Annotated in this window: 24 protein-coding genes; 23 read left to right on the forward strand and 1 reads right to left on the reverse strand. The window is 48.6% G+C overall.

From position 1 onward, the window contains the following. Window positions 1-314 precede the first annotated feature (314 nt). From thiS to DWZ54_RS04875, 23 genes are all read left to right on the forward strand, one after another. A complete protein-coding gene (thiS, locus tag DWZ54_RS04770) occupies window positions 315-524 on the forward strand; it encodes a sulfur carrier protein ThiS (RefSeq protein ID WP_118474710.1) in 210 nt (69 codons plus the stop codon). Next, window positions 521-1345: a molybdopterin-synthase adenylyltransferase MoeB gene (locus DWZ54_RS04775; RefSeq protein ID WP_118474711.1), complete on the forward strand. Its 825-nt coding sequence runs from the start codon at window positions 521-523 to the stop codon at window positions 1343-1345. The genes thiS and DWZ54_RS04775 overlap by 4 nt, the downstream gene beginning before the upstream one ends. 4 nt (window positions 1346-1349) lie before the next feature. Continuing rightward, window positions 1350-1802, forward strand: coding sequence for a M67 family metallopeptidase (locus tag DWZ54_RS04780; RefSeq protein WP_199663230.1), 453 nt, complete (start codon window positions 1350-1352; stop codon window positions 1800-1802). Between the two features lie 143 nt (window positions 1803-1945). Beyond that, on the forward strand, window positions 1946-2806 hold the full coding sequence (locus DWZ54_RS04785) for a 4Fe-4S binding protein (RefSeq protein WP_199663232.1): 861 nt from the start codon (window positions 1946-1948) through the stop codon (window positions 2804-2806). Beyond that, window positions 2803-3054 carry a sulfurtransferase TusA family protein gene (locus DWZ54_RS04790; protein ID WP_118474712.1) on the forward strand — a complete coding sequence of 84 codons (252 nt, stop codon included), beginning with the start codon at window positions 2803-2805 and terminating at the stop codon, window positions 3052-3054. Before DWZ54_RS04785 ends, DWZ54_RS04790 begins: the two co-directional genes overlap by 4 nt. Beyond that, the gene (locus DWZ54_RS04795) at window positions 3051-4274 is read left to right on the forward strand and encodes an O-acetylhomoserine aminocarboxypropyltransferase/cysteine synthase family protein (protein WP_118474713.1); all 1224 of its coding nucleotides are present in this window, start codon (window positions 3051-3053) and stop codon (window positions 4272-4274) included. The genes DWZ54_RS04790 and DWZ54_RS04795 overlap by 4 nt, the downstream gene beginning before the upstream one ends. A gap of 196 nt (window positions 4275-4470) precedes the next feature. Continuing rightward, window positions 4471-5262, forward strand: a complete 792-nt coding sequence (speD, locus tag DWZ54_RS04800; protein ID WP_118016231.1) for an adenosylmethionine decarboxylase — start codon at window positions 4471-4473, stop codon at window positions 5260-5262. A 17-nt stretch (window positions 5263-5279) separates the two neighbouring features. Beyond that, complete coding sequence (locus DWZ54_RS04805; RefSeq protein ID WP_118474714.1) at window positions 5280-6731, forward strand: aminotransferase class I/II-fold pyridoxal phosphate-dependent enzyme; 1452 nt, start codon at window positions 5280-5282, stop codon at window positions 6729-6731. Between the two features lie 423 nt (window positions 6732-7154). Beyond that, a complete protein-coding gene (gene speE, locus DWZ54_RS04810) occupies window positions 7155-8024 on the forward strand; it encodes a polyamine aminopropyltransferase (protein WP_118474829.1) in 870 nt (289 codons plus the stop codon). Further along, a complete protein-coding gene (gene speB, locus DWZ54_RS04815) occupies window positions 7996-8892 on the forward strand; it encodes an agmatinase (RefSeq protein WP_118474715.1) in 897 nt (298 codons plus the stop codon). Before speE ends, speB begins: the two co-directional genes overlap by 29 nt. A 45-nt stretch (window positions 8893-8937) precedes the next feature. Further along, window positions 8938-9945 (forward strand): virulence RhuM family protein, encoded by a 1008-nt coding sequence (locus DWZ54_RS04820; RefSeq protein ID WP_118474716.1) that lies wholly within the window; start codon window positions 8938-8940, stop codon window positions 9943-9945. A 297-nt stretch (window positions 9946-10242) separates the two neighbouring features. Further along, window positions 10243-11646 (forward strand): undecaprenyl-phosphate galactose phosphotransferase WbaP, encoded by a 1404-nt coding sequence (gene wbaP, locus DWZ54_RS04825; RefSeq protein ID WP_118474717.1) that lies wholly within the window; start codon window positions 10243-10245, stop codon window positions 11644-11646. A 33-nt stretch (window positions 11647-11679) separates the two neighbouring features. After that, window positions 11680-12606 (forward strand): glycosyltransferase family 2 protein, encoded by a 927-nt coding sequence (locus DWZ54_RS04830; RefSeq protein ID WP_118474718.1) that lies wholly within the window; start codon window positions 11680-11682, stop codon window positions 12604-12606. A 17-nt stretch (window positions 12607-12623) separates the two neighbouring features. Beyond that, a complete protein-coding gene (locus DWZ54_RS04835; RefSeq protein WP_118474719.1) occupies window positions 12624-13727 on the forward strand; it encodes a glycosyltransferase in 1104 nt (367 codons plus the stop codon). Between the two features lie 39 nt (window positions 13728-13766). After that, window positions 13767-14510 (forward strand): acyltransferase family protein, encoded by a 744-nt coding sequence (locus DWZ54_RS12140; RefSeq protein WP_118474720.1) that lies wholly within the window; start codon window positions 13767-13769, stop codon window positions 14508-14510. Between the two features lie 313 nt (window positions 14511-14823). After that, window positions 14824-16002, forward strand: a complete 1179-nt coding sequence (locus DWZ54_RS04845) for a CDP-glycerol glycerophosphotransferase family protein (RefSeq protein WP_118474721.1) — start codon at window positions 14824-14826, stop codon at window positions 16000-16002. 12 nt (window positions 16003-16014) lie between these two features. Next, on the forward strand, window positions 16015-16737 hold the full coding sequence (locus DWZ54_RS04850) for a 2-C-methyl-D-erythritol 4-phosphate cytidylyltransferase (RefSeq protein ID WP_118474722.1): 723 nt from the start codon (window positions 16015-16017) through the stop codon (window positions 16735-16737). Between the two features lie 12 nt (window positions 16738-16749). After that, window positions 16750-17817 (forward strand): NAD(P)-dependent oxidoreductase, encoded by a 1068-nt coding sequence (locus tag DWZ54_RS04855; protein ID WP_118474723.1) that lies wholly within the window; start codon window positions 16750-16752, stop codon window positions 17815-17817. A gap of 22 nt (window positions 17818-17839) precedes the next feature. After that, window positions 17840-18826 (forward strand): glycosyltransferase family A protein, encoded by a 987-nt coding sequence (locus tag DWZ54_RS04860; RefSeq protein ID WP_118474724.1) that lies wholly within the window; start codon window positions 17840-17842, stop codon window positions 18824-18826. A 107-nt stretch (window positions 18827-18933) separates the two neighbouring features. Beyond that, window positions 18934-19977 (forward strand): glycosyltransferase family 2 protein, encoded by a 1044-nt coding sequence (locus DWZ54_RS04865; protein WP_118474725.1) that lies wholly within the window; start codon window positions 18934-18936, stop codon window positions 19975-19977. Window positions 19978-20035: 58 nt separating this feature from the next. After that, on the forward strand, window positions 20036-21727 hold the full coding sequence (locus DWZ54_RS04870) for a DUF262 domain-containing protein (RefSeq protein ID WP_158573613.1): 1692 nt from the start codon (window positions 20036-20038) through the stop codon (window positions 21725-21727). Window positions 21728-21934: 207 nt separating this feature from the next. Then, a complete protein-coding gene (locus DWZ54_RS11890; protein ID WP_199663234.1) occupies window positions 21935-22225 on the forward strand; it encodes a hypothetical protein in 291 nt (96 codons plus the stop codon). Next, window positions 22171-23328, forward strand: coding sequence for an AAA family ATPase (locus DWZ54_RS04875; RefSeq protein ID WP_199663236.1), 1158 nt, complete (start codon window positions 22171-22173; stop codon window positions 23326-23328). The genes DWZ54_RS11890 and DWZ54_RS04875 overlap by 55 nt, the downstream gene beginning before the upstream one ends. 123 nt (window positions 23329-23451) lie before the next feature. Here DWZ54_RS04875 and DWZ54_RS04880 read toward each other — a convergent pair whose 3' ends face one another. Then, window positions 23452-23604, reverse strand: a complete 153-nt coding sequence (locus DWZ54_RS04880; RefSeq protein ID WP_118016481.1) for a YvrJ family protein — start codon at window positions 23602-23604, stop codon at window positions 23452-23454. Window positions 23605-23683: the final 79 nt, after the last annotated feature.

Here is a 23683-nt window from a genome sequence, read left to right on the forward strand (position 1 = left end):
GTCCCCTTTGGGGAAGCTGTCGGCGCAGCCGACTGAAGGGGTGACTGCAGGCAGTGACGCAGCAGCTCGATGTAAACAGGCGCGGAGATTGCGGGCGAACGGTTGACAAACGCGCGTCTCCGGTGTATCATAATAGCATGTTTTTAAAACATAGCTGATTTATATGAGATAACATCCATAGGTCATTCGAAAACGGAAGCCTGTGGGGCTGGTCTTTTATTTGGCGTGCCTGCGATACAACATGCGCGGGCGGACAGAGAGACGGGCTCCGCAGGCTTTTTTATCTGGGATGTGCAGCTTGGGAGGCATGCGGTATGACAGTTACAGTAAACGGCGAACCTTTGGAAATCGAGAAATCCATCAACCTGACGGAATTTTTGCAGGTGGCGAAGGCGGAGCAGCCCGAGTACGTGACAGTGCAGCTCAACGGCGAATTTGTCGATCATTCGGGCTTTGACAAGACGTTCGTCAAGGACGGCGACACGGTGGAGTTCCTGTATTTCATGGGAGGCGGTGCGAGATGAGCCTGACGAACGAACAGCTTGAGCGCTATTCGCGCCACATCATCCTGCAGCAGGTCGGCGGCAAGGGGCAGGAGAAGATCCTCTCGGGCAAGGTGCTCGTCATCGGCACGGGCGGCCTTGGTTCGCCGGCGGCGATGTATCTTGCGGCGGCGGGCGTTGGCACGATCGGCCTCGTGGATTTTGATGTGGTCGATCTTTCGAATCTGCAGCGCCAGATCATTCATCAGACGCCGGATGTCGGCCGGCCGAAGGTCCAGTCGGGCAAGGAGACGATCAACGCGATGAATCCCGACGTTACGGTGCGCACGTACAACGAGATGGTGACGGCCGCGAACATCCGCGACATCATCCGCGACGAGGATTACGATTTCATCATCGACGGCACGGATAATTTCCCCGCGAAGTTCCTCATCAACGACGCGTGCGTCTTTGAGAAAAAAGCGTTCTCGCATGCGGGCATCATCCGTTTCCAGGGGCAGCTCATGACGTACGTGCCGGGCAGGGGGCCGTGCTATCGCTGCGTGTTCCCGACGATGCCGCCGAAGGACGCGGTGCCGACGTGCCGGCAGGCCGGGGTGCTCGGCGTGATGGGCGGTGTCATCGGCACGCTGCAGGCGACTGAGGCTCTCAAGTACCTCCTCGGTGTCGGTGATCTTTTGACGGGATACCTTTTGACGTACGATGCGCTGACGATGAATTTCCGCAAGGTGAAGATTCCGCGCAATCCGCACTGCGCCGTCTGCGGCGAGCATCCGACGATCACGGAGCTCATTGACTACGAGCAGCCGGCATGCGATCTGCGTGCGGCGAGAAAGGGCTGATTTTATGGCAGCAGAGGAAAACGAGGGCCGGGCGGCGAAGGAACATATCGTCTGGCTGAAGCTTGACGATTACCTCGCGATGGTCCGCCACGCGCGGCAGGTCGCGCCCATCGAGGACTGCGGGCTCCTGGCCGGCACGGAGGAAAACGGCGTCCGCACGGTCGAGAAGGTGTTCTACCTCACGAACGTCGACCACAGCCCGGAGCATTTCGCGCTCGACCCCGCGGAGCAGTTTGCGGCCATCAAAGAGATGCGCGCGGCGGGGTGGAAGCTCCTCGGCAACTGGCACAGCCATCCCGCGAGCCCGTCGCGGCCGAGCGAGGAGGACAAGCGCCTGGCCTTTGACAGCAGGCTGAGCTACTTCATCCTGTCGCTGAATGGCGGCGAGCCGGTGCTGAGCAGCTTCCACATCGAGAAGCATACCCGCGTGAGCAAAGAGGACCTGCGCATCCGCTGAGTGGCGGAGAAGGCGCAGGCGTCCCCTTTGGGGAAGCTGTCGGCGTAGCCGACTGAAGGGGTAACCGAAGGCCATAACGTAGAGGTTCGATGTAAATGTGTGTGAAAGATGCAATCATGTGTATATTTTTGGGAGGAACCATCATGGCAGTAGACTACAAGGAACTCAAGAAAGGCGGCTTCATGCGCCAGAAGCAGAAGGACTGTTTCTCGATGCGCCTCAAGTCCGTCGGCGGCCACTTCACGGCCGCGCAGCTTGCGACGGTGCAGAAGGTCGCCGAGAAATACGGCAAGAGCTACGTGCACCTGACGAGCCGCCAGGGCATCGAGATCCCGTACATCCGCCTGGAGGACATCGACGAAGTCAAGAAGGCGCTGCAGGAGGGCGGCGTCGAGGTCGGCGTCTGCGGCCCGCGCGTGCGCACGATCACGGCCTGCCAGGGCGCGGCGACGTGTCCGTCTGGCCTCATCGACACCGTGAAGCTCGCGAACGAATTCGACAAGCGTTACGGCGGCAGGGAGCTGCCACACAAATTCAAATTCGGCTTTACGGGCTGCCACAACAACTGCCTCAAGGCCGAAGAAAACGATTTTGGCGTCAAGGGCGGCGTGCTGCCGCGCTGGGAAGCTCCCGCGTGCATCTACTGCGGCGTCTGCGAGGCCGTCTGCCCGCAGAAGATCATCAAGGTCGACAAGGACGCACAGCAGGTGACCTTTGACCGCGAGCAATGCGTGTACTGCGGCAAATGCATCAAGAGCTGCCCGACGGACGCCTGGCAGGGCGACAATGGCTTCGTCATCTCGTTCGGCGGGCTCTACGGCAACCGCATCGCCGTCGGCCGCCATTTCCTGCCGATTGTCTTCGACGAGGCGAAGCTCTATGAGATTGTCGATGTGACCCTGAAATTCTTCGAGGAGAACGCAAAACCGAGCGAGCGTTTCGCGAACTGCCTCGATCGTGTGGGCTGGGACAAATTCCAGCAGAACGTGGAGGCCGTATTATGAGCAACATTGCAACCGACGCCAGCATCGACATCACCGATGTCGTCTGCCCAATCACCTTCGTCAAGGTCAAGGTAGCCCTCGAGGACCTCAAGGACGGCCAGAAACTCGCCGTGCACCTCAACGAGGGCGAGCCCATCGAAAACGTGCCGCGCAGCCTCAAGAACGAGGGCCACAAGGTCCTCTCCGTCAGCCGCAACGACGACGGTACGTACGATCTCATCGTGGAAAAAGGCGGTCTCTCAGCATGAAATTTGCGACAAAACTCTTGCACGGGAGTTTCGGCCCTGACGCGGCCACGGGCTCGGTGACGCAGCCCCTCTACCAGACCTCGGCATTTTACCAGGAAACGGCGGAAGACATGGCAAATGTCTTTGCCGGACGCAAGCCGGGCTTCGTCTACACGCGCGTCAACAACCCGACTGTCATGAGCCTGGAGCGGCGCATCAACGGCCTCGAGGGCGGGGCGGGGGCCGTGGCGTTCGCTTCGGGCATGACCGCCGTCTCGCATGCCGTGCTCAACGTCCTCTCCAGCGGGGATGAACTCGTCGCTTCGGGCGGCCTCTACGGCGGCACGAGCTCGTTTTTCCGCGACCTCGCGCATTACGGTATCACCGTGCGCTATGCATCAGGCGACAGGGCAGAGGACTTTGCGGCCGTCATGACGGCAAGGACGAAGCTTCTCTACGTCGAGACCATCGGCAATCCGAAGCTTGACGTGCCGGACCTTGCGGCGCTTTCGGAACTTGCCCATGCGCACGGCGTGCCGCTTTTCGTCGACAACACCGTGACGACGCCCTATCTTTGCCAGCCTTTGTCGCTCGGCGCCGATGTCGTCCTTCACTCGACCTCGAAGGCCCTCAACGGCAACGGCAACTCCATCGGCGGCCTCGTCGTGAGCGGCAACCGCTTTGCCTGGGATCCCAAGCGCTTCGAGAAGTTCCGTGACTACGCCTGCGGGCCCCTGAGCTTCCTCGTGCGGCTGCGCATGCGCATGGTCACCGACTACGGCGGCTGCATGGCCCCGATGAACGCCTACCTCACGGGCATCGGCCTTGATACGCTTTCCCTGCGGCTCGACCGCATCACGGCGACGGCGCAGCTCCTCGCCGAGGACTTCGCTGCAAGCGGGGCCGCGGTCAATTATCCCGGCCTTGCGTCAAGCCCGTATCACGCCATCGCCGACAAACAGTTTGGCGGCCGCTTCGGTGCCATGCTCACCCTGCGCCTCGGCACCAAAGAACGGGCCTTCGCCTTCATCAACAGCCTGCGCTACGCGCTCAACGTCTCCAACATCGGCGACGCCCGCACCCTCGTGCTGCACCCCGCCTCCACGATCTTCCTGCATGCCAGCGAAGAAGAAAAGCGGGCCGCCGGCGTCACGGATGATCTCGTCCGCATCAACGTGGGCCTCGAAGACCCCGACGACCTCCGCGAGGACTTCCACCACGCGCTCAGCCGCTTAACGTGAACCCCGGAGAAGGCACGGAGGCAGATGGGGGCGTCCCCTGGGGGCAAGCGGTGCTTTGACGCGATATTTTTCTTGTTTTGCCGGGTCTTCTTTGATAAAATAAAAGCGAGTTTTGCAGGCAGGTCACGACTCTCGGAGCCGTGGCCTTTTTTGACGAAACGTCATTTACGAACAAACGAAAGGTAGGTTAGCTGGATTGGAGGAAAAGCTGAAACTTTACGGCTTCAACAACCTGACGAAATCCCTCAGTTTCAACATCTACGACATCTGTTACGCCAAGACACCGCGCGAACAGCAGGACTACATCAAATACATCGATGAGCAGTACAACTCCGAACGCCTCACGAAAATCCTCTCGAAAGTCACGGAGATGATCGGCGCGCGGATCCTCAACATCGCCAAACAGGATTACGACCCGCAGGGGGCGAGCGTCACGATGCTCATCGCCGAGGAAGAAGCCGTGACCTCGGGGCGCAAGAAGCCCGTGGAGTCCGCCATCCTCGGCGACACGATCCTCGCGCATCTCGACAAGAGCCACGTCACGGTGCACACATACCCGGAATTCCACCCCGAGACGAGCATCGCGACGTTCCGCGTCGACATCGATGTCGCCACCTGCGGCGAGATTTCGCCGCTCAAGACGCTCGACTACATGATCGCGCAGTTCGATTCGGACATCATCACGATGGATTACCGCGTGCGCGGCTTCACGCGCGACCTGCACGGCCGCAAGCTCTTCATGGACTCCAAGATGACATCCATCCAGCAGTTCATCGAGCCCGCGACGCTCGACCGCTACGACGCCGTGGACATCAACCTCTACCAGGCCAATCTCTATCACACGCGCATGCTCATCAAGGAGCTGCCGCTCCAGAATTACCTCTTCAACACCGACATCTACGAGATCCCGCCCCGCGAGCGCCTCGCCATCAGCAACAGCCTGCGCCGCGAGATGATCGAGATCTTCAGCGGCCGCAACGTCTACTGACAAGGAAGTGAAAATACGTGAACCATTACCTTTCGCAGGACCGGGCACCCGTGCTCGAAGCCCTCGAACGCATGAAACGCGCGCGCCTCGTACCCTTTGACGTACCGGGCCACAAACGCGGCCGCGGCAACCCCGAACTCCGGGACTTCCTCGGCCCCAAATGCCTCGACGTCGACGTCAACTCCATGAAGATGCTCGACAACCTCTGCCATCCCGTCTCCGTCATCAAAGACGCCGAAACCCTCGCAGCCGAAGCCTTCCACGCCGCGCACGCCTTCTTCATGGTCGGCGGCACCACCTCGGCCGTCCAGGCCATGGTCCTCACGGCCGTCGGCCGCGGCGACAAGATCATCATGCCGCGCAACGTCCACCGCAGTGCCATCAACGCCCTCATTCTCTGCGGCGCCATCCCCGTCTACGTCAACCCGCAGATGGACCACACCCTCGGCATCTCGCTCGGCATGCGCGTGGAGGAGGTGGAGGAGGCCATCCGCCGCCACCCCGACGCCAAAGCCGTCCTCGTCAACAACCCGACCTACTACGGCATCTGCTCGAACCTCCGGGCCATCGTCAGCCTCGCGCACGCCCACGGCATGATGGTCCTCGCGGACGAAGCCCACGGCACCCATTTCTATTTCCACGACGATCTGCCCGTCTCCGCCATGGACGCCGGCGCCGACATGGCCGCCATCAGCATGCACAAATCAGGCGGCTCCCTCACGCAGAGCTCCATGCTTTTATGCGGGCCGGGCGTCAACGCCGGCTATGTCCACCAGATCATCAACATCACGCAGACGACGAGCGGCTCCTACCTCCTCATGTCCAGCCTCGACATCAGCCGCCGCAACCTCGCGCTGCACGGCCACGAGATTTTCGACAAAGTCATCCGCCTCGTCGAATACGCGCGCGACGAAATCAACACCATCGGCGACTACTACGCCTACAGCAAAGAACTCGTGAACGGCGACTCCATCTACGACTTCGACATCACGAAACTCTCCATCTTCACGCGCCCCGTCGGCCTCGCCGGCATTGAAGTCTACGACCTCCTGCGCGACGAATACGACATCCAGACCGAATTCGGCGACATCGCCAACCTCCTCGCATACGTCTCCGTCGGCGACCGCCCCAAGGACATCGAACGCCTCGTCGCCGCCCTCGCCGAGATCCGCCGCAACTACCGCAAGGACTCCTCGAAAATGCTCAAAGCCGAATACATCGAGCCCGAAGTCGTCCACGGCCCGCAGGAAGCCTTCTACGCCGAAAAAGAAGCCCTGCCCATCGAAAAGACCGCCGGCCGCGTCTGCAGCGAATTCGTCATGTGCTACCCGCCCGGCATCCCCATCCTCGCTCCGGGCGAACGCATCACCGACGAAATCCTCACCTACATCCGCTACGCCAAGAAAAAAGGCTGCCAAATGACCGGCCCCGAAGACATGAACATCCAGTACCTCAACGTCATGAAATAATCTGCCAAGACCTCATCCGCCAGCCTGCGGCTGTCACCTTCCCCAGAGGGGAAGGCTTAGCTTCCCCCCTTCGGGGGGCTCCGCAGGAGCGGGATGCCGGTGGCATCCCCGGGCATGGCCCGCAGGGCCGATAGGGGAGCCTGCAGGCAATCCCTTCGTTGCGCACTGAAAGGCGAATCTTACATTCCGTTTTCAGCGTGCCGACACTAGGCTGCGAGCAGTCGCCCCTTCCGCCAGCCTGCGGCTGCCACCTTCCCCAGAGGGGAAGGCTTAGCTTCCCCCCTTCGGGGGGCTCCGCAGGAGCGGGATGCCAGTGGCATCCCCGGGCGTGGCCCGCAGGGCCGATAGGGGAGTCTGCAGGCAATCCCTTTACCGCTATGTGAAAATCGAACGGAACGCTTACACTCTACGAAAGGAGCTCATATGGAACTCTGGTTCACCGAAAACCACACCAAAAACGTCAAACTCTCCATCAAAGTAGACCGCCAGCTCTACTCCGGCAAAAGCGAATTCCAGCGCATCGACATCTTCGACTCGCGCGAATTCGGCCGCTTCCTGACCCTTGACGGCTACATGATGCTCACCGAAAAAGACGAATTCATCTACCACGAAATGATCACACACGTCCCCATGTGCGTCAACCCCGACGCCCGGCGCGTCCTCGTCATCGGCGGCGGCGACGGCGGCACCGTCCGCGAACTTCTGCGCTACCCGGCCATCGAACACATCGACCTCGTCGAGATCGACGAACTCGTCGTCGAAGTCTGCCGCAAATACCTGCCGCAGACCGCCGGCTGCCTCAGCGCCCTGCGCCTCGCCATCCACTACGAAGACGGCCTCAAATTCGTCCGCCACTGCGAAGACGCCTACGACCTCATCATCGTCGACTCGACCGACCCCTTCGGTCCCGGCGAAGGCCTCTTCACCAAGGAATTCTACGGCAACTGCTACAAGGCCCTGCACGACGACGGCATCATGGTCAACCAGCACGAAAGCCCCTTCTACACCCAGGATGCCTACGCCATGCAGCGCGCCCACAAACGCATCGTCGATTCCTTTCCCATAAGCCGCGTCTACCAGGCCCACATCCCGACTTACCCTTCGGGCCACTGGCTCTTCGGCTTTGCCTCGAAAAACCGCCACCCCGTCAAAGACGTCAACTGGGTCCGCTGGAACGCCCTCGGACTCAACACCCGTTACTACAACACCCAGCTGCACGCAGGCGCCTTCGCCCTGCCAAACTACGTAGAGGAGATGCTCCGCGATGTCGAACCAGAACCCATTGAACCGTAATATCGAAACCTTCCTCGGCTGCGAAACGGAATACGAAGCAAGCCGCATCGTCCTGTACGGCGCGCCCTTCGACTCGACCACCTCGTACCGCCCCGGCACGCGCTTCGCGAGCCGCACGATGCGCGCCGAATCCTACGGCCTCGAAACCTACAGCCCGTATCAGGACATGGACCTTGAAGACGCCAAAATCTTCGACGGCGGCGACCTCGAACTCTGCTTCGGCGATACCCCGCGCGCCCTCGCGGACATCGAGAAATTTGCCAGGAGGGTGGTGGAGGACCACAAACTGCCGTTCCTCCTGGGCGGCGAACACCTCGTGACCCTGCCCGCCGTCAAAGCCGTCCACGCCGCCTATGACGACCTTTGCATCATCCACTTTGACGCCCACACCGATTTGCGCGACGAATACCTCGGCAATCCCCTCTCGCACGCCACCGTCATCCGCCGCATCTGGGACCTCCTCGGCGACGGACGCATCCACCAGTTCGGCATCCGGAGCGGCGAACGCGCCGAATGGTACTGGAGCAGGGAGGGCCACACCCACATCCAGAAATTCAACTTCACGGGCCTCCAGGAAACCATCGCCGCACTCCGCGGACGCCCCGTCTACTTCACCATTGATCTTGACGTCCTGGACCCCTCGTGCTTCCCCGGCACCGGCACCCCCGAAGCCGGCGGCGTCACCTTCCAGGAACTCCTGCGCGCCGCACTCACTGTCATCCGCGGCTGCAACATCGTCGGCTGCGACCTCGTCGAACTCTCTCCGCCCCTCGACCCAAGCGGCGCCTCCACCGCCACCGCCCTCAAAATCCTGCGCGAAATGCTCCTCTGCCTCGAAAAGCCTTTCCTCAAACCCGAACAGCTCTGAGCCAGGCGGAGTGGGGGAGCACATATTCAGACGAAAGGAGCAGCAATGGACAATATCATCATCTACAACACGGACGACGGCGCCGCCAGCGTCAAGCTCTACGCCAACGACGGCACGGTCTGGATGACACAGGCACAGATGGCCGAACTGTTCCAGTGTACTCGTCCGAACGTGAACGCACATCTCCAAACCATCTATAAAGATGGCGAATTGGACGAGAAGGCAACCTGTAAGAAATTCTTACAGGTTCGCCAGGAGGGGACACGTTCCGTAAAACGTGAATTGCCCTTTTACAGCCTCGACGCTATTCTCGCCGTCGGCTTCCGCGTCCGTTCCCCGCGCGGCACCCAGTTCCGCCGCTGGGCGAACACGACACTCAACGAATACCTGCAAAAGGGCTTCGTCATCGACGACGAACGCCTGAAGAACCCCGACGGCCGCCCGGACTACTTCGACGAACTCCTCGCGCGGATCCGCGACATCCGGGCCAGCGAAAAGCGCTTCTACCAGAAACTCCGCGACCTTTTCGCCCTTTCCTCCGACTACGACAAGACCGACCGTGCCACGCAGCTCTTCTTTGCCGAAGTCCAGAACAAACTCATCTACGGCGTGACTGGCCAGACCGCCGCCGACCTCATCATCGCGCGTGCCGACGCCACCAGGCAGAACATGGCACTCACGTCCTGGAAGGGGACCATCGTGCGCAAAAGCGACATCATCATCGCCAAGAACTACCTGACGGCAGACGAGATCGACACACTCAACCGCCTCGTCACCATCTTCCTCGAAAGCGCCGAACTGCGCGCCAAAATGCGCAAAGACCTGACGCTCGCCTACTGGCGCGGCACCGTGGACAAGCTCCTCGAGGACCACGGCATTCCCATCCTTGCCGGCCGCGGCAGCCACTCCCATGACGAAATGGTCCGCTACGTCACGGATACCTACGCCGAATTCGACGCCCGCCGCAAGCAAGCCGAAGCCCTGCAGGCCGACGCCGACGACTTCGCCGAACTCGAAAGAGAAATCCCCGAAATCAAGCACCGCAAACCATAACAGCACCACAAGCAACAGCCCGCCCTGGTTCCCTGCCAATGGCGGGCTGTTGCCATCCCCGCAGGCAAGAGAAAGGTAGAGAACAAAAGTTTGATTACATCGTTACAACTGCGCCTTCCCTCGCTGAAATGCCTTGCTATCGCTGCATTTTTGCCATATAATAGAATTCGTGTATACTATGAAAAATCACCAATGGGCGACAAGGGGGAATCACTCCATTGAATCCTACATATATCCATACGAAACAACAGCAACCATTTTTGCTGATCCGTGCTTGCAAAGAGGAGAGGTACCGAAGTGAATAGAAAATACATACGCTATCTGGCGCCGCTCGTCTTTGTCCTGGCCGACTACCTAGCCATCGTCGGGGCGGAAAAACTGGCCCTCTGGTGCCGCAACTGGAACGTCGTCTACACCATACCAGCCCAGTACATCTACCTCTGGGTGCCGCTCATCTTCTTCGTCTTCTTGGCACAGACGCACGCCTACACGAAGATGCAGCCCATGCTCGACGCCGTCCGCAAAGGCTTCTGCGCTATCGTCTACGGCATCGTGAGCTGCATCATCCTGCTCTTCCTGTTCAAGGAAAGCATTGCGCTCTCGCGCATCTATGCCGGCCTGTTCTGCATCTTCGTCATCTTCTCCGTGCTCATCGTGCGCTACCTGCTGCGCCTCTTCCTCAAGAAAGCGCACATCTTCTACGAGCCCGTCATCCTCATTGGCGCAGGCCGCACCGCCGAACGCGTCCTGCGCTTCTTTCACGGCGACCTCGGCTACCGCTACGACATCACGGGCATCATCGACGACCACCCGATTTCCGAACGCATCTCACAAAAATTCCTGCTTTATGGTAAAATGAAAGACGCGGAGCGCATCGTGCGCGACTCGGGCATCCAGAACGTCATCATCACGGCCCCGGGCCTCAAAAAAGAAGCCCTGCAGGACCTCATCCAGAAGATCCAGCCCTACGTGAAGAGCATCTCCTTCGTGCCCGACCTCATCGGCACTCCGATGGCCGGCATCGAGACGCAGACCCTCTTCAGCGAAGAGATCCTCATGCTCACGATGAAAAACAACCTCGCGAGCCGCCGCAACCGTGCCATCAAGCGCGTGTTCGACCTCGTCTGCACCATCTGTGGCAGCATCGTTATCTCGCCAATCTTGGTGGGCCTCGTCCTCGTCGTCGCCATCAACAACAAAGGTCACGTCATCTTCGCGCACCAGCGCGTCGGCAAGAACGGCCGGCTCTTCCCGTGCTACAAGTTCCAGACCATGATCCCGAACGCCCAGCAGGCCCTCGAGAAATACCTCGCCGAGAACCCCGAGGCCCGTAAGGAATGGGAAGCCAACTTCAAACTCGAACACGACCCGCGCGTCACGAAACTCGGCGCCTTCCTCCGGAAGACCAGCCTCGACGAGCTCCCGCAGCTCTGGAACGTTGTCCGCGGCGACATGAGCCTCGTCGGCCCGCGGCCCATCGTCACGGCCGAGATTGAGCGCTACGGCGAATACTTCCGCGAGTACAGCATGGTCCTGCCTGGCATCACCGGCATGTGGCAGGCCAGCGGCCGCAGCGACACCACCTACGAAGAACGCGTCGCCATGGACACCTGGTACGTCCGCAACTGGTCCATCTGGGTAGATCTTATGTATCTGTTCAAAACTGTCAAAGCTGTATTCTTCGGAAAAGGTGCATATTAAAGCTATATAAATAATCATAAAAGAGGTTCCTTTATGGTAAATGTATTAGGTAAAACTGCTGTTATTATTCCCATTTATAAACCGGATAGTAAATTTAATCAGCTTTTACATATGCTAAAGAAACAAAAAAAAGTCCCTTTTGATGTATACATCATAGATTCAGGGTCTAGAATAAATGACTATCAAAGAGACTTAGATGGATTGTCCTATCGTATTGTAAAGACAACACCTCAGGAATTTAATCATGGAAAAACAAGACGAGATGCAGCGGAAAATTGCAAAGATTATTCATATCTTGTTTTTATGACACAAGATGCTATTCCGGTAGATGAGTTTTCTATAAGTAATCTCTTAAAAGCTTTTCAGAACCCGAGCGTTGGATGTGCTTATGGAAGGCAATTGCCTCATAAAGATGCAAATATCTTTGCAACTAAAGCACGCTTATTTAATTATCCCAATAAAAGTTGTTTAAAGGGATACTTTAATATTAATAAATTAGGAATAAAAACATCTTTCATTTCTGATACTTTTGCAGCTTATCGTGTTGCAGCTTTGAAAGAGATAGGAGGATTTCCTGAGGATGTCATTCTTGGCGAAGATACTTATGTCGCTTCTAAGATGATTATTTCCAAATGGGTTAATGCATACGTGGCTGATGCTCAAGTATTTCATTCACATAACTATTCTATTCTCCAAGAATTTCGCCGTTATTTTGATACGGGAGTATTCCACTCTAGGGAACCGTGGATTCGAAAATTTTTCGGTGAGGCTGAAGGAGAAGGAAAGAGGTTTGTAATTACTGAATTAACATATTTGTTTTATCATGGAGTATATCGTATTCCTGAAGCGATTTTTCGAGATGGATGTAAGTTCTTGGCTTATAAAATGGGGTTGAATGAGAAATATATTCCAGTAAAAATTAAGCGCAAATGCAGCATGATGAAAACATATTGGAAGTAATGATAAAGGGGTAATTAATGTTTGATACGAAAATCGTATTATTAAGATCACAAGATATTTTTTCCGATAGTCGTGTTATCAAATATGAGAAATGGTATAAAAAAAATGGTATAGCTTATCGAATTGTTGGATGGGATAGGAAACGACAAAACTTAACAAGAGAAAATACAGATTATTATACAGGAATAGCAGGTTTTCAGCAAGGTGCTCGGGGAATTGCTGGACGTATAAAGTGGGACCTTTTTTTACTCCGATATCTTTTCAAGCACTTGAAGGAGTATAAAGTAATACATGCATGTGATTTTGATACGGTTCTTCCCGCACTGCTGATGAAGTTTTTTGGGAAAAAGGTTATCTTTGATATTTTTGATTGGTTTAGTGATGAAGTGAAAACGGGGATATGGTTTATTGATAGCCTTATTAATTTTTTGGAAAAAACTTCTGTAAAGCTAGCTGATTTAGTGATTATTTGTGAAAAAGGTCGTTTGGAGCAGATGAAGATTACTCCTCATAAATACTTAATAATCCCTAATATGCCATTCTTTTGCAATAAAGTAGATACGTCAAGAAAAGATATAGATGACCATCATAGAGAGATTAGATTGGTCTATGTGGGAGGCTTGGTAGAGAATAGAGGTCTTAATGAACTTATAGATGTTATTGCATTATTCCCGTATATTAAGCTTATTATAGCAGGATATGGATCTGAAGCAATTACCGATAATATTAGTGAACATGCTAAATTATGTGATAATATCAATTTTCTGGGGAAAGTTAGTTATGAAAAAGCATTGATGTTAATGCAAGATGCTGATATCTTGTATGCCATGTATTATTTAGACAATCCAAACCATAGATTTGCTGCACCAAATAAATTTTATGAATCAATTTTATTAAGAAAACCAATTATTACCACTAAAAATACATTGGTGGGGAATATGGTCAAAGAGAATCATTCTGGTTTTGTAATTGATGAAGGGAAAGAATCCTTAATGAATTTTTTTTCTTCTCTAACATTAGATGAAATTCATAACATAACAAATATGATGACTCCTTATGCTGAGTTTGTAGAACATGTCAAGCTTCAATTAAAAAAATATAACAGTTTTATATTTTATTAAAATTCTTTTTCGTGTATTGGTGAAGTTGAGGAAAGTTTTATGATATGTTTTTTCTTTATTCTATGTTTATTATTAGCTTCTAATTTTAAGATTTATAAGAATGGATATTGTACAGCTTACTTAGATAAATATCATTGTAATACTATTAAAGGATTTTTTATTGGTATTGTTTTTTTAAACCATTTTACAGATTATGCGAAGCTTAATAATTATTTGGATATTCCGTATATGCATTTTATGCATTATATTAATCAATTTCAAGTTTCATTATTCCTTTTTTATTCAGGATATGGATTGATGATTTCTATTATGAAAAAAGGAATACCTTACATTAAGAAGATGCCATCACATCGTATAATTAGGACACTTATTCATTTTGATATAGCAGTGACTATATACTTAATGATATCCATTTATAAGACAGGAGTTCCCTCATTCAAAGATGTTGTATTAGGCTATATTGGGTGGGGAGGTTTTGGTAATTCTAATTGGTATATTTTTGCTATTTTAATTTTATGGATCATTTCATTCATAGTATTTTATATTTTTAAAACAAATAAGTATGTTTTACAGCTTTCTCTTACTGTGCTATTTATAATTGTATTTGCATATTTAATCTCTTTTTACAAACCGTCTTATTGGTATAATACTTTATTATGCTTTCCTTTAGGGATGTATTTTGCCCTTTTTAAAGACAAGATAGAAGAACTTCTTTTAAAAAAAATTAATGTTTGGCTATATTGGTGTATATTAATGTCTCTCGGGGGGGGACATACATATTAGGAAAATACCAGTCAAATTTTTATTGTTATGAGATTTGGGTATTGCTATTTACAGTATTTGTTGTATTGTTTACGATGAGATTTGAATTTAATAATACAATTTTGAATTGGATGGGAAAGCATCTATTTGAAATCTATATTTTGATGCGAATACCGATGCTTTTATTGCAACCTTATTTCTATGGACATAATTATCGGTTCCTAATTATATCTGCAAGTATAACCTGGTTGTTAGTTATCATATTTACTCCTCTTTTGAAATGGGTTGATGCTTATTTATTTCAAGATAACCATAATAAAGGAGCTTTGCATGAATGAAGAAATATGAATTTTTTAAGACTATAATGGTCTTTTCTATGTCGTTTTTTTTACATTTATTTAAAATATTTCCGATACAAAACAAAAAGATTTTATTCTTTCCATTTAATGGGCATTACTATTGTAATCTTAAATATATTGATGAGAAGATAAGAGAAAAACGATTGCCTGTTATAATCATGTGGGAATCAACTAATGATAGTGATATTTCATATCCAATTGGTGTAAAATATGTCAAAAGAAATAGCATAGCAATGTTTTATCATTTCTATACTTCATCAATAATTATATTTAATAGTGGATTACCAAGATGGTTGTATAAACGAAATGGTCAGACTTTTATTGAGACCTGGCATGGTGGTGGCGCTTATAAAAAAATTGATTCAGTATTTAAAAATATACAGAATAAATGGGAGCTAATCCGTGCAGAAAAAGCCTGGCAACGTGTTGATTATATAGTGAGTTCTTGTGAGAAATTTACTAAAGTATTTAAGGAAGATACAGGGATACATGCTACTTTTCTACCAATCGGTATGCCTCGTAATGATATTTTTTTTGATACCAATCGGATGCAGTATGCTGTTAAGTCAGTACGGAAAAAGTATCGCATACAACTCGAGAAAGGGATAGTTTTATATGCACCTACTTTTAGAGACAATAGCATGAAGATGGACTTAGATATAAATAAATTGCTATCCTCATTGCAATTACGATTTAAAAAGTCATTTATACTTCTTGTTCGTAGTCATCCGCATTTAGCAAAAGATATTTTTGCTAAGGCAAATGAGCAGGAAGAGCTTATAGATGTAAGTAATTATGTAGATATGCAAGAACTTTTGGCAGCAACAGACATATTAATCACAGATTATTCAAGCTGCATGTGGGACTTTTCTTTAACAGGACGGCCTTGTTTTATTTATGCAAATGATTTAAATAGCTATTATAAAGAAAGAAATTTTCACACTCCTATTGATGAATGGCCTTTTCCGTTAGCAGAAAATAATGAAGAGATGGTTCGAAATATAGAGAACTTTAATCCTGATATATACAAAGAACGTATATTTGAACATCATAGAGCATTGGGATCTTATGAAAACGGAACTGCATCTGAGCAGATGTGTCGTTTAATTAAGGCAATATGCTATAAAAATGAAAAAATTTCTGGAGAAAAATAAAGGATTGATTCGATGAATATAGCCGTTATTTTTGCCGGTGGTACTGGCAAGCGAATGAATACGAAAACGATACCAAAACAATTCCTGGAGCTCCATGGCAAACCGGTTATCATTTACACGTTGGAGAAATTTGATAACCATCCTGACATTGACAGCATTGTGCTGGTCTGCCTGGAATCCTGGATTCCCTATGCAAAGAAACTGCTGAAGAGGTTCCAGATTACGAAGGTCACGAGTATTGTTCCCGGAGGAAAAACAGGGCAGGAATCCATCTTTCATGGCCTGGATGCTGCACATCATCTTTCCGTAAGCCAGGATGATGTCGTCCTGATTCATGATGGTGTTCGTCCCATGATTGATTCCGAAACGATAACAAACTGCCTATCCTGCGTCCGTGAACATGGGAATGCCGTCACGACGACACCTGCTATTGAGACGATTTTTGTTGATGGGAAAAATGGGCAAGTGGGCAGTATTTTCAACCGTTCGCAATGTGCGATGGCCAGAGCACCGCAATGCTTCTACCTCAAGGAAATTTATGACAATCATAAGAAGGCACAGGCGGAGGGGTTAACGGATTTCATTGATTCTGCCATGATGATGCAGCATTATGGGGCGAAGCTTTACATGGTCAATGGTCCTGTCGAAAACATAAAAATTACGACACCTATGGACTTTTATCTCTTCCGTGCTATGCTTGATGCAAAAGAAAATATGCAAATCGTTGGCGTTTGAGGAGGCTGTATCATGTGGATAGAGAATGATATCTTTAAAGAGGATATGGAATTCATTGCGAATGCATCGTATATTCCCTGGGATCGTCTGAAGCATAAGGCCATCCTTGTAACCGGAGCTACGGGGTTGATCGGCTTCAACCTGGTTTCTGCATTGTTGTATGTGTCACTTCATAAGGATATTCCTTTAAGGGTGCTGGCTCTGGTTCGCAGTGAGGAAAAAGCTAAGGAACGTTTTCATGAGGCTCTGCAGGCAGGCGCTCCGTTGGATTTCATCGTGGGGGATCTTGACCATATTCCGGCGATTGAGGAACACATCGATTATGTGATTCATGGCGGCAGTCCAACTGCCAGCAGATATTTTGCAGAACATCCTGTGGAAACCATTACGAGTAATCTACACGGGGCTTTGTCCTTACTGGAGTTAGCCAAGCGGAATCAGGCGGAAGGCTTTTTGTTTTTGTCGAGTATGGAAGTCTACGGTGGGATTCATCAGCATGAAGTGGTTGATGAAACGCATGCCAGCTTTGTCAATACGATGGTGCCGCGCAGCAGTTATCCAGAAGTCAAGCGCATGATTGAATCATTGTGCGCCTGCTATGCGGCTGAATACCATGTGCCGGCGAAGGTCATCCGCTTGACTCAGACCTTTGGCGCTGGTGTACGTAAAGACGACAATCGCGTTTTTGCCCAATTTGCCCGCTCTGCCATGAACCATGAGAATATCGTCATGTTTACGCGTGGGGGAACAGAACACATGTACCTTTATACGGCTGATGCGGTGACGGCTATCCTGGCTGTATTGCTGCTTGGCAAGAATGGCGAGGCATACAATGCTGCCAACGAGCAAGCATACTGCTCCATTAAAGAAATGGCAGAAACCGTAGCAGATCTTCCCCTTATCCGTGAGCAGTTTAATGGTCCCGTGTCGGTTGTCATCGATGAATCGAAAAATGATGGGAAACTCTATCCGCCGGAATTGTATATGCAGCTGGATACGAATAAATTACAGCAATTGGGATGGAAGGCCCATACGGATTTGACGGGAATGTTTACGCGTATGATCCTGTTAATGGAATAAATCGACAGATATATGAGGCTGCGTGGCAGGTAAGGAAGGGGCAATCTTCTTGTTTTATTCAATCATTATTCCCGTATACAACAACGAGATTTTAGATGTAAAAAGATGTCTCAATAGTTTTTATCAAAGTACCTTTACGGATTTTGAACTGCTTATAATGGATGATGGAAGTAAAAAAGAATGTGCCCGTGTGTTAGATCAAATTATTATAGAATATCCGCATGCAAGCGTCTATCATTTAGCTCATGGCGGTGCTGCAAGAACACGAAATGAAGGTATTCACCGTGCAAAAGGAACATATATATGCTTTGCGGATGCTGATGATATGGTCACACGACAATTCCTTCTTGACCTTGCTGAACTGAAAAAATATGCATGTGATTATGATGTCGTATATGGCTTGGTTCACTACGTAAAAAAAGGAACAGAACAAGAAGAAAATCCTCATATCGATTCCTTGGAGCTGAAAAAAATAGATGCGAAAGGATATCGTGAGCTGTATCGTCATATGTTCGACTTGGGATCTCCACTTTATAGGAAGGATAATGGCTATGTCAGTCGTGGTCCTGTGGCACGTATCGTGAAGCGCGAACTGGCAGAAAAGCATCTTTTCAAGTCTGATCTGGTCTTGGGTGAAGATGAACTTTGGAACCTGGATCTCCTGGAGGCTACGAAGGAACTGGCTGTTGTGTATCACGAATGGTATCTGTATATAGAGAACCTGATGTCGACGAGCCGTAAACCAAATCCAGATTTTATCGGGCAGCATAGAGACCTTTTGATCTCTAAGCTGCCCTACATGCAAAAACATGAGGGCAGCTTAGAGGGCGCTTTTGCCAATCGGGTCTTTGAGTCACTGCACGCAATTATTAATGGATATTATTTAACACCGCTCAAAAAAGAAGGATTTTTGAAGAGCATGAGGGAGTTTAATCAAATGGTGAAAAGTTATCCATATACATTAATTACGTATAAATATGCAAACCGGGGGGGTGAAAACCCTTATTAAGTTTGCCTTGATGAAGGCGGGTTGTCTGCTTACAGTATACAAATTAAAACGTATAAGGCTAAAGCGGTAAGATGATCTATTCCTGCCGTTTTGGCGGGAGAGAATAGATGAATAAAAAAAAACAACTGTTAGAAACGCCATTAGTTTCTGTTATCGTTCCTATATACAATGTCGAGGAATATTTATCAAAATGTTTAGATAGTTTAATACAACAAACATATAAAAATATTGAGATTGTTCTGGTGGATGATGGAAGTCAGGATGACAGTATATCGATTTGCAAACAATACGCAGCAAGAGATTTGCGAATACAGCTCATTACGCAAGAAAATGCCGGAGTTACATCGGCTAGGATGAATGGCTTTTTTCATGCGCATGGAGACTGGATCATGTTCGTTGATGCGGATGATTATGTTTCAACGCATATCATAAACTTGATGGTGCAGGCACAGCAGACATATCAGGTAGACATGGTTTCTTGCCAATATTATGATGTGATAGACGGACAAGAAGTTCCTTCCCTTATTCGCCCTAACCTCGGCTACTATAATCAAGAGAAGATTCGAGAACTTTTAGCGAGTAATTTTCTTTATGATAAACATACAGAATGGGCAGGCATGACGGGATATCTTTGTACAAGACTTTTCAAGAGATGCTTTGTACAAGCGGCATTGGAAGCTGGAAAAGGTCTTGTCCATAGTGAAGATCAAATTGGAATGTTTAAGGTGTTGTATAGTATAAATAGCATGTATGTTATGCAAGCGCCGTTATACTATTATGTGGTACGGCAAGGACAAGCAACGAGAAGTTATAACGCCGCATATTGGAAAAATTTTGAATTGTTTTTTAAGCGCTTGCAAGAGATCGATCAAAAAGGTTATCTTAAGGAGCAAATACCAAATCGTGCCATGATGATCCTGAAAAGCTTGATAAAAATGGAGTTTACTAACGATAAACTTTCTGTTTTTCAACGATACCGTTCTGTCAAGAAAAATTTTTCAAATGATTTATGTTTATTAGGAAAAGATGCAGATATTTCTGCAATGGGGCGGAAGACGCGACTTCAATATTACTTAGTGATACATCGAGCATTTTTCTTATATGGGGCTTTTATTTATTTGAATAGACTTTTGAAGCGATTAGTCAAATGAAAAGTATAGTATTTTCTGTTTATGCTTTTGACGAAAGTAATGAGAAATGGAGTTTAAAATGAGTTTCAATGCTAAAGAAGAACGTATATATGATTTATTTAATAGAAAGACATATGCTATACCAAGAAATCAAAGACGATATGTATGGGGCAGAACGAATTGGCAAGAGCTCTTTAATGATGTATTATACCGAGAACGTAAAGAAGATTATTCACATTTCATTGGCAGTATTGTATTGAAAAAGGGGGAGATAAAAGATGGCGTTCCTACATTCACAATTATAGACGGTCAACAGCGAATAATGACTATTTCTATTTTTTTGGTTAGTATTATGTATTTGATGAAAAAATATAATGAAATGAATGATTTTAATGGTACAAAGCCATATGTGATTACAACCAATGAAAGCAACAAAGAAGTCGTGGTTTTGGATGCTGAAAATAATAGATCATATGAAAAAATAGTACGGCACTTGATGGAAGAAACATCAGAATCATTACAAAATAATACTCTTACATATTTTTTAGAAAAACCATCAATTTCCATAGATAAAAATATAGTTGCAGCTTTTAAGTTTTTTATATATGAAATAGAGAAATATAGTTCTGGGGATGAAAATAAAATTATTTTTTTAAGAAAGGCTGTTAGAGATATCGAGTTTATAAATATTACTGCAACATCAGAAGAGGACTCTTATACTATATTTGAAATATTAAACGCCAGAGGGTTAGATTTAGAAGATCATGAACTCTTGAAGAATTATATTATGCGCTATATAGAACCAGAAACTACAAGGGATCAAGCAAAACAAGAGTGGATGTTAATTGAACAAAAGCTTGGGAATACGAATTTAAAAAAATTCATTCGTCATTATACAATACATAGATATGGAACACAAAGAAGTAAAGGCGACAAGATATCTGATTATAAAATTATACAAAAGAATAATAAACAACATGATACACAGTACCTTTTAGATGATATTGTAAAAAAATCAGAATACTATTTAATGTTGGCTTCTCCTAATTTTGACGGCGATAATAAAAATTGCTCTAACCTTGAATATAAGATATTTAATTTCTTTAAAAAAAGAAGACAAGAACAAATGAGGCCATTATTATTAACGCTTATTACTAATCATAAACTTGAAAAAATAAATAATAAATTATATGAAAAAGTTATTGAGTTTTTATTTCATTTCTATGTTTGCTTCAATATTATTAGTAAAGAAAATTCAAATAAATTAACTGGGATAGTAAATAAATATTCCGAAAATTTACTGGACCATTATTCTGATGATTTAGTTCGTAACCTCATGTCGGATCTGAAGAAAAAGTTACCGACAAGATCACAGTTTATAGATAGATTTCAATCTATTGGCTGGTCACATCATGATGGCCCCTATACAGATGCAAAAGATAAGGAAAAAGTAAAAATTGTCTTGGAAATTTTTGAGAGGTATAAAAATCATGATTTATTTCAAGAGAATATGACGATAGAACATGCTCTTCCTGATAGTGAAAAAACAGAAAATTGTCAAATAGGAAATTTATTGCCATTAGAAGAACATTTGAATCAAAAATGTGGTAATATATCTTTTGAGCAAAAACTCGCTATTTATCAGGATTCAAACTATAAAACGACTCGAGACTTTGCAAAACGTTATGCGCAGAATAAAAAATTTAACCCGAGAGAACGTGGCGAATTTTTAGCTATTGAATTTTATGATCATATATTGCATTTTGAATAATTTGCTTAAACTTTACACACCTAAGCCTTACAAGATAAGGCTCTATCGGTTTTTGGACCATCATCACCAGAGATTGAGCAGTTTTGCCAGGAACAGATTGAGCAACTCATACCGTGGATAACAGAAAACCATGGAGGCTGGTGCTGGTCGGTCCAGGGTATCCGTGTTATAATGAAAGAGAATATCTATGATTCAGGGGGAAAGCATATGAATCAGGAATGGACTCTGCATGTGGAGCGGATCGGAAAAATCACGAAGGCGGATATCCAGATTGCACCGCTGATTTTCTTTATTGGCGATAACAACAGCGGCAAATCCTACATGATGACCATCCTATGGAGGCTCTTGTTCTTGGGAAAGAATCTTTTCCCTGCACGTCCGTCGGACAGCCGGACGTATAAGCGTGTGAGGATTGGCTACGCGAACATGCCAATAAGGAGAGCGTGCTTGACGACGAAGTCGTTGCGCTTTACCTCAACTGGTTCAATGAACTGCTGAGCCAGAGGAAAAAGGATTTCCTCCGCCATCTGTTCAACTATACGATGGAATCCGGCAAGATGGAAATCCGGGCATATCGACAGAAAAAGCCGCTGAAGCTGCATTTCCGTGAGGGCAAACGCTATACATTCAATCCAGGACGCGATATCAGCTTCCCGCAGAGTGAGGTGTATACGCGTGAGGAACTGCTGCGGATGAATACGTACATCTGCTGGAATCTGTTGATGGGGGATATCGCCGCCCCCCTTTATACGCCGGTAATGCGAGGGCGCCGGAATGGTGAGCCGGTGTACCTGCCGGCTTCTCGGACGGGATTCATGCTCACGTATAAGCAGCTCTTGGAACAATCCATCCAGGCGAACTTCGGCCAGAGCGAAGCGGATGCAAGGGGCGCGCTGACGTTGCCATACGTCGACTTTCTGCAGCTCATCACGAAGTTTGAACCGCATCGGACGAATGCGCTGGCAACGCAACTGATGCCATTCCTGGAAACGTACATGACGGATGGTTCTTTTAAGATCAAGCGCACACTTCTTCCTGATTTTCAGTACACGCCCAAGAACGTGGCAACGGATATGCCGCTTTACATCACGTCATCGGTCATCACAGAGCCGGCACCACTGTCGCTGCTGTTGCAGTCAGGAATCAACTTCAAGACCATTATCATCGAAGAGCCTGAAGCGCACCTTCACCCTGCGCTGCAGAAGCGGGTGGCGCAGTTCATCGTTCGTCTGGTGAACAATAAGAAGTCGGTATGGGTTACGACGCATAGCGATACGATATTGCAGCATATCAACAATATGTTGAAGCTGGCAAAACGCCCTGGCACGGAATGCAAGCAGCTCATGGAAAAGTTTGATTATGACTCTGTTGATTTGCTGCAGGATCGCCAGGTCAGGATGTATCAGTTCTCAAAGGAGTTGAAGGAATTAAGGGATCCCGTGGAACAGAGCGGAACTGTCGTCCAAAAGCTGAAACCGCAGAAGTATGGCTTTGAGGTTCCTAGTTTTAATGATGCGTTGGAGCGTATCCTCGATGAGGTTTATGCGTTCCAGGGCGGAGGTAATCCAGATGGAGCGGTGCGATGGCGTGTTAAAGGGTGAACTTGTCATATCTGCTTCGTCTGAAGTGTAAAAATGCCTTACAATTTGTTGAGCATCAGAAAAGCCCCTGCGAGTTTATTCGCAGGGGCTTTGGCGATTCTTCGGGGGGTTGTTACTGTTTTGTCAGTGGAAGGTGTGGCGCTGGAGCTCTTTGACGAGTTCGCTGAGCTCGGCCGTGAAACGGTCCATGGAGCGCTGGAAGCTCGTCAGGAGATAGAGCGTCACGACGATCGGGAAGCCTACGGAAGAAATCGCGGTCAGGAGATTCTGTTCCATCTGGCATCCTCCTGTCAGGTCGTTCGGGATGGGCCGGGACGTGGCTGGCGTTGGCGCTGCAGGCTGGGATCAGGGAAGA

The sequence above is a fragment of the Mitsuokella sp. AF33-22 genome, from assembly GCF_003475755.1.
Lineage (GTDB): Bacteria > Bacillota > Negativicutes > Selenomonadales > Selenomonadaceae > Mitsuokella.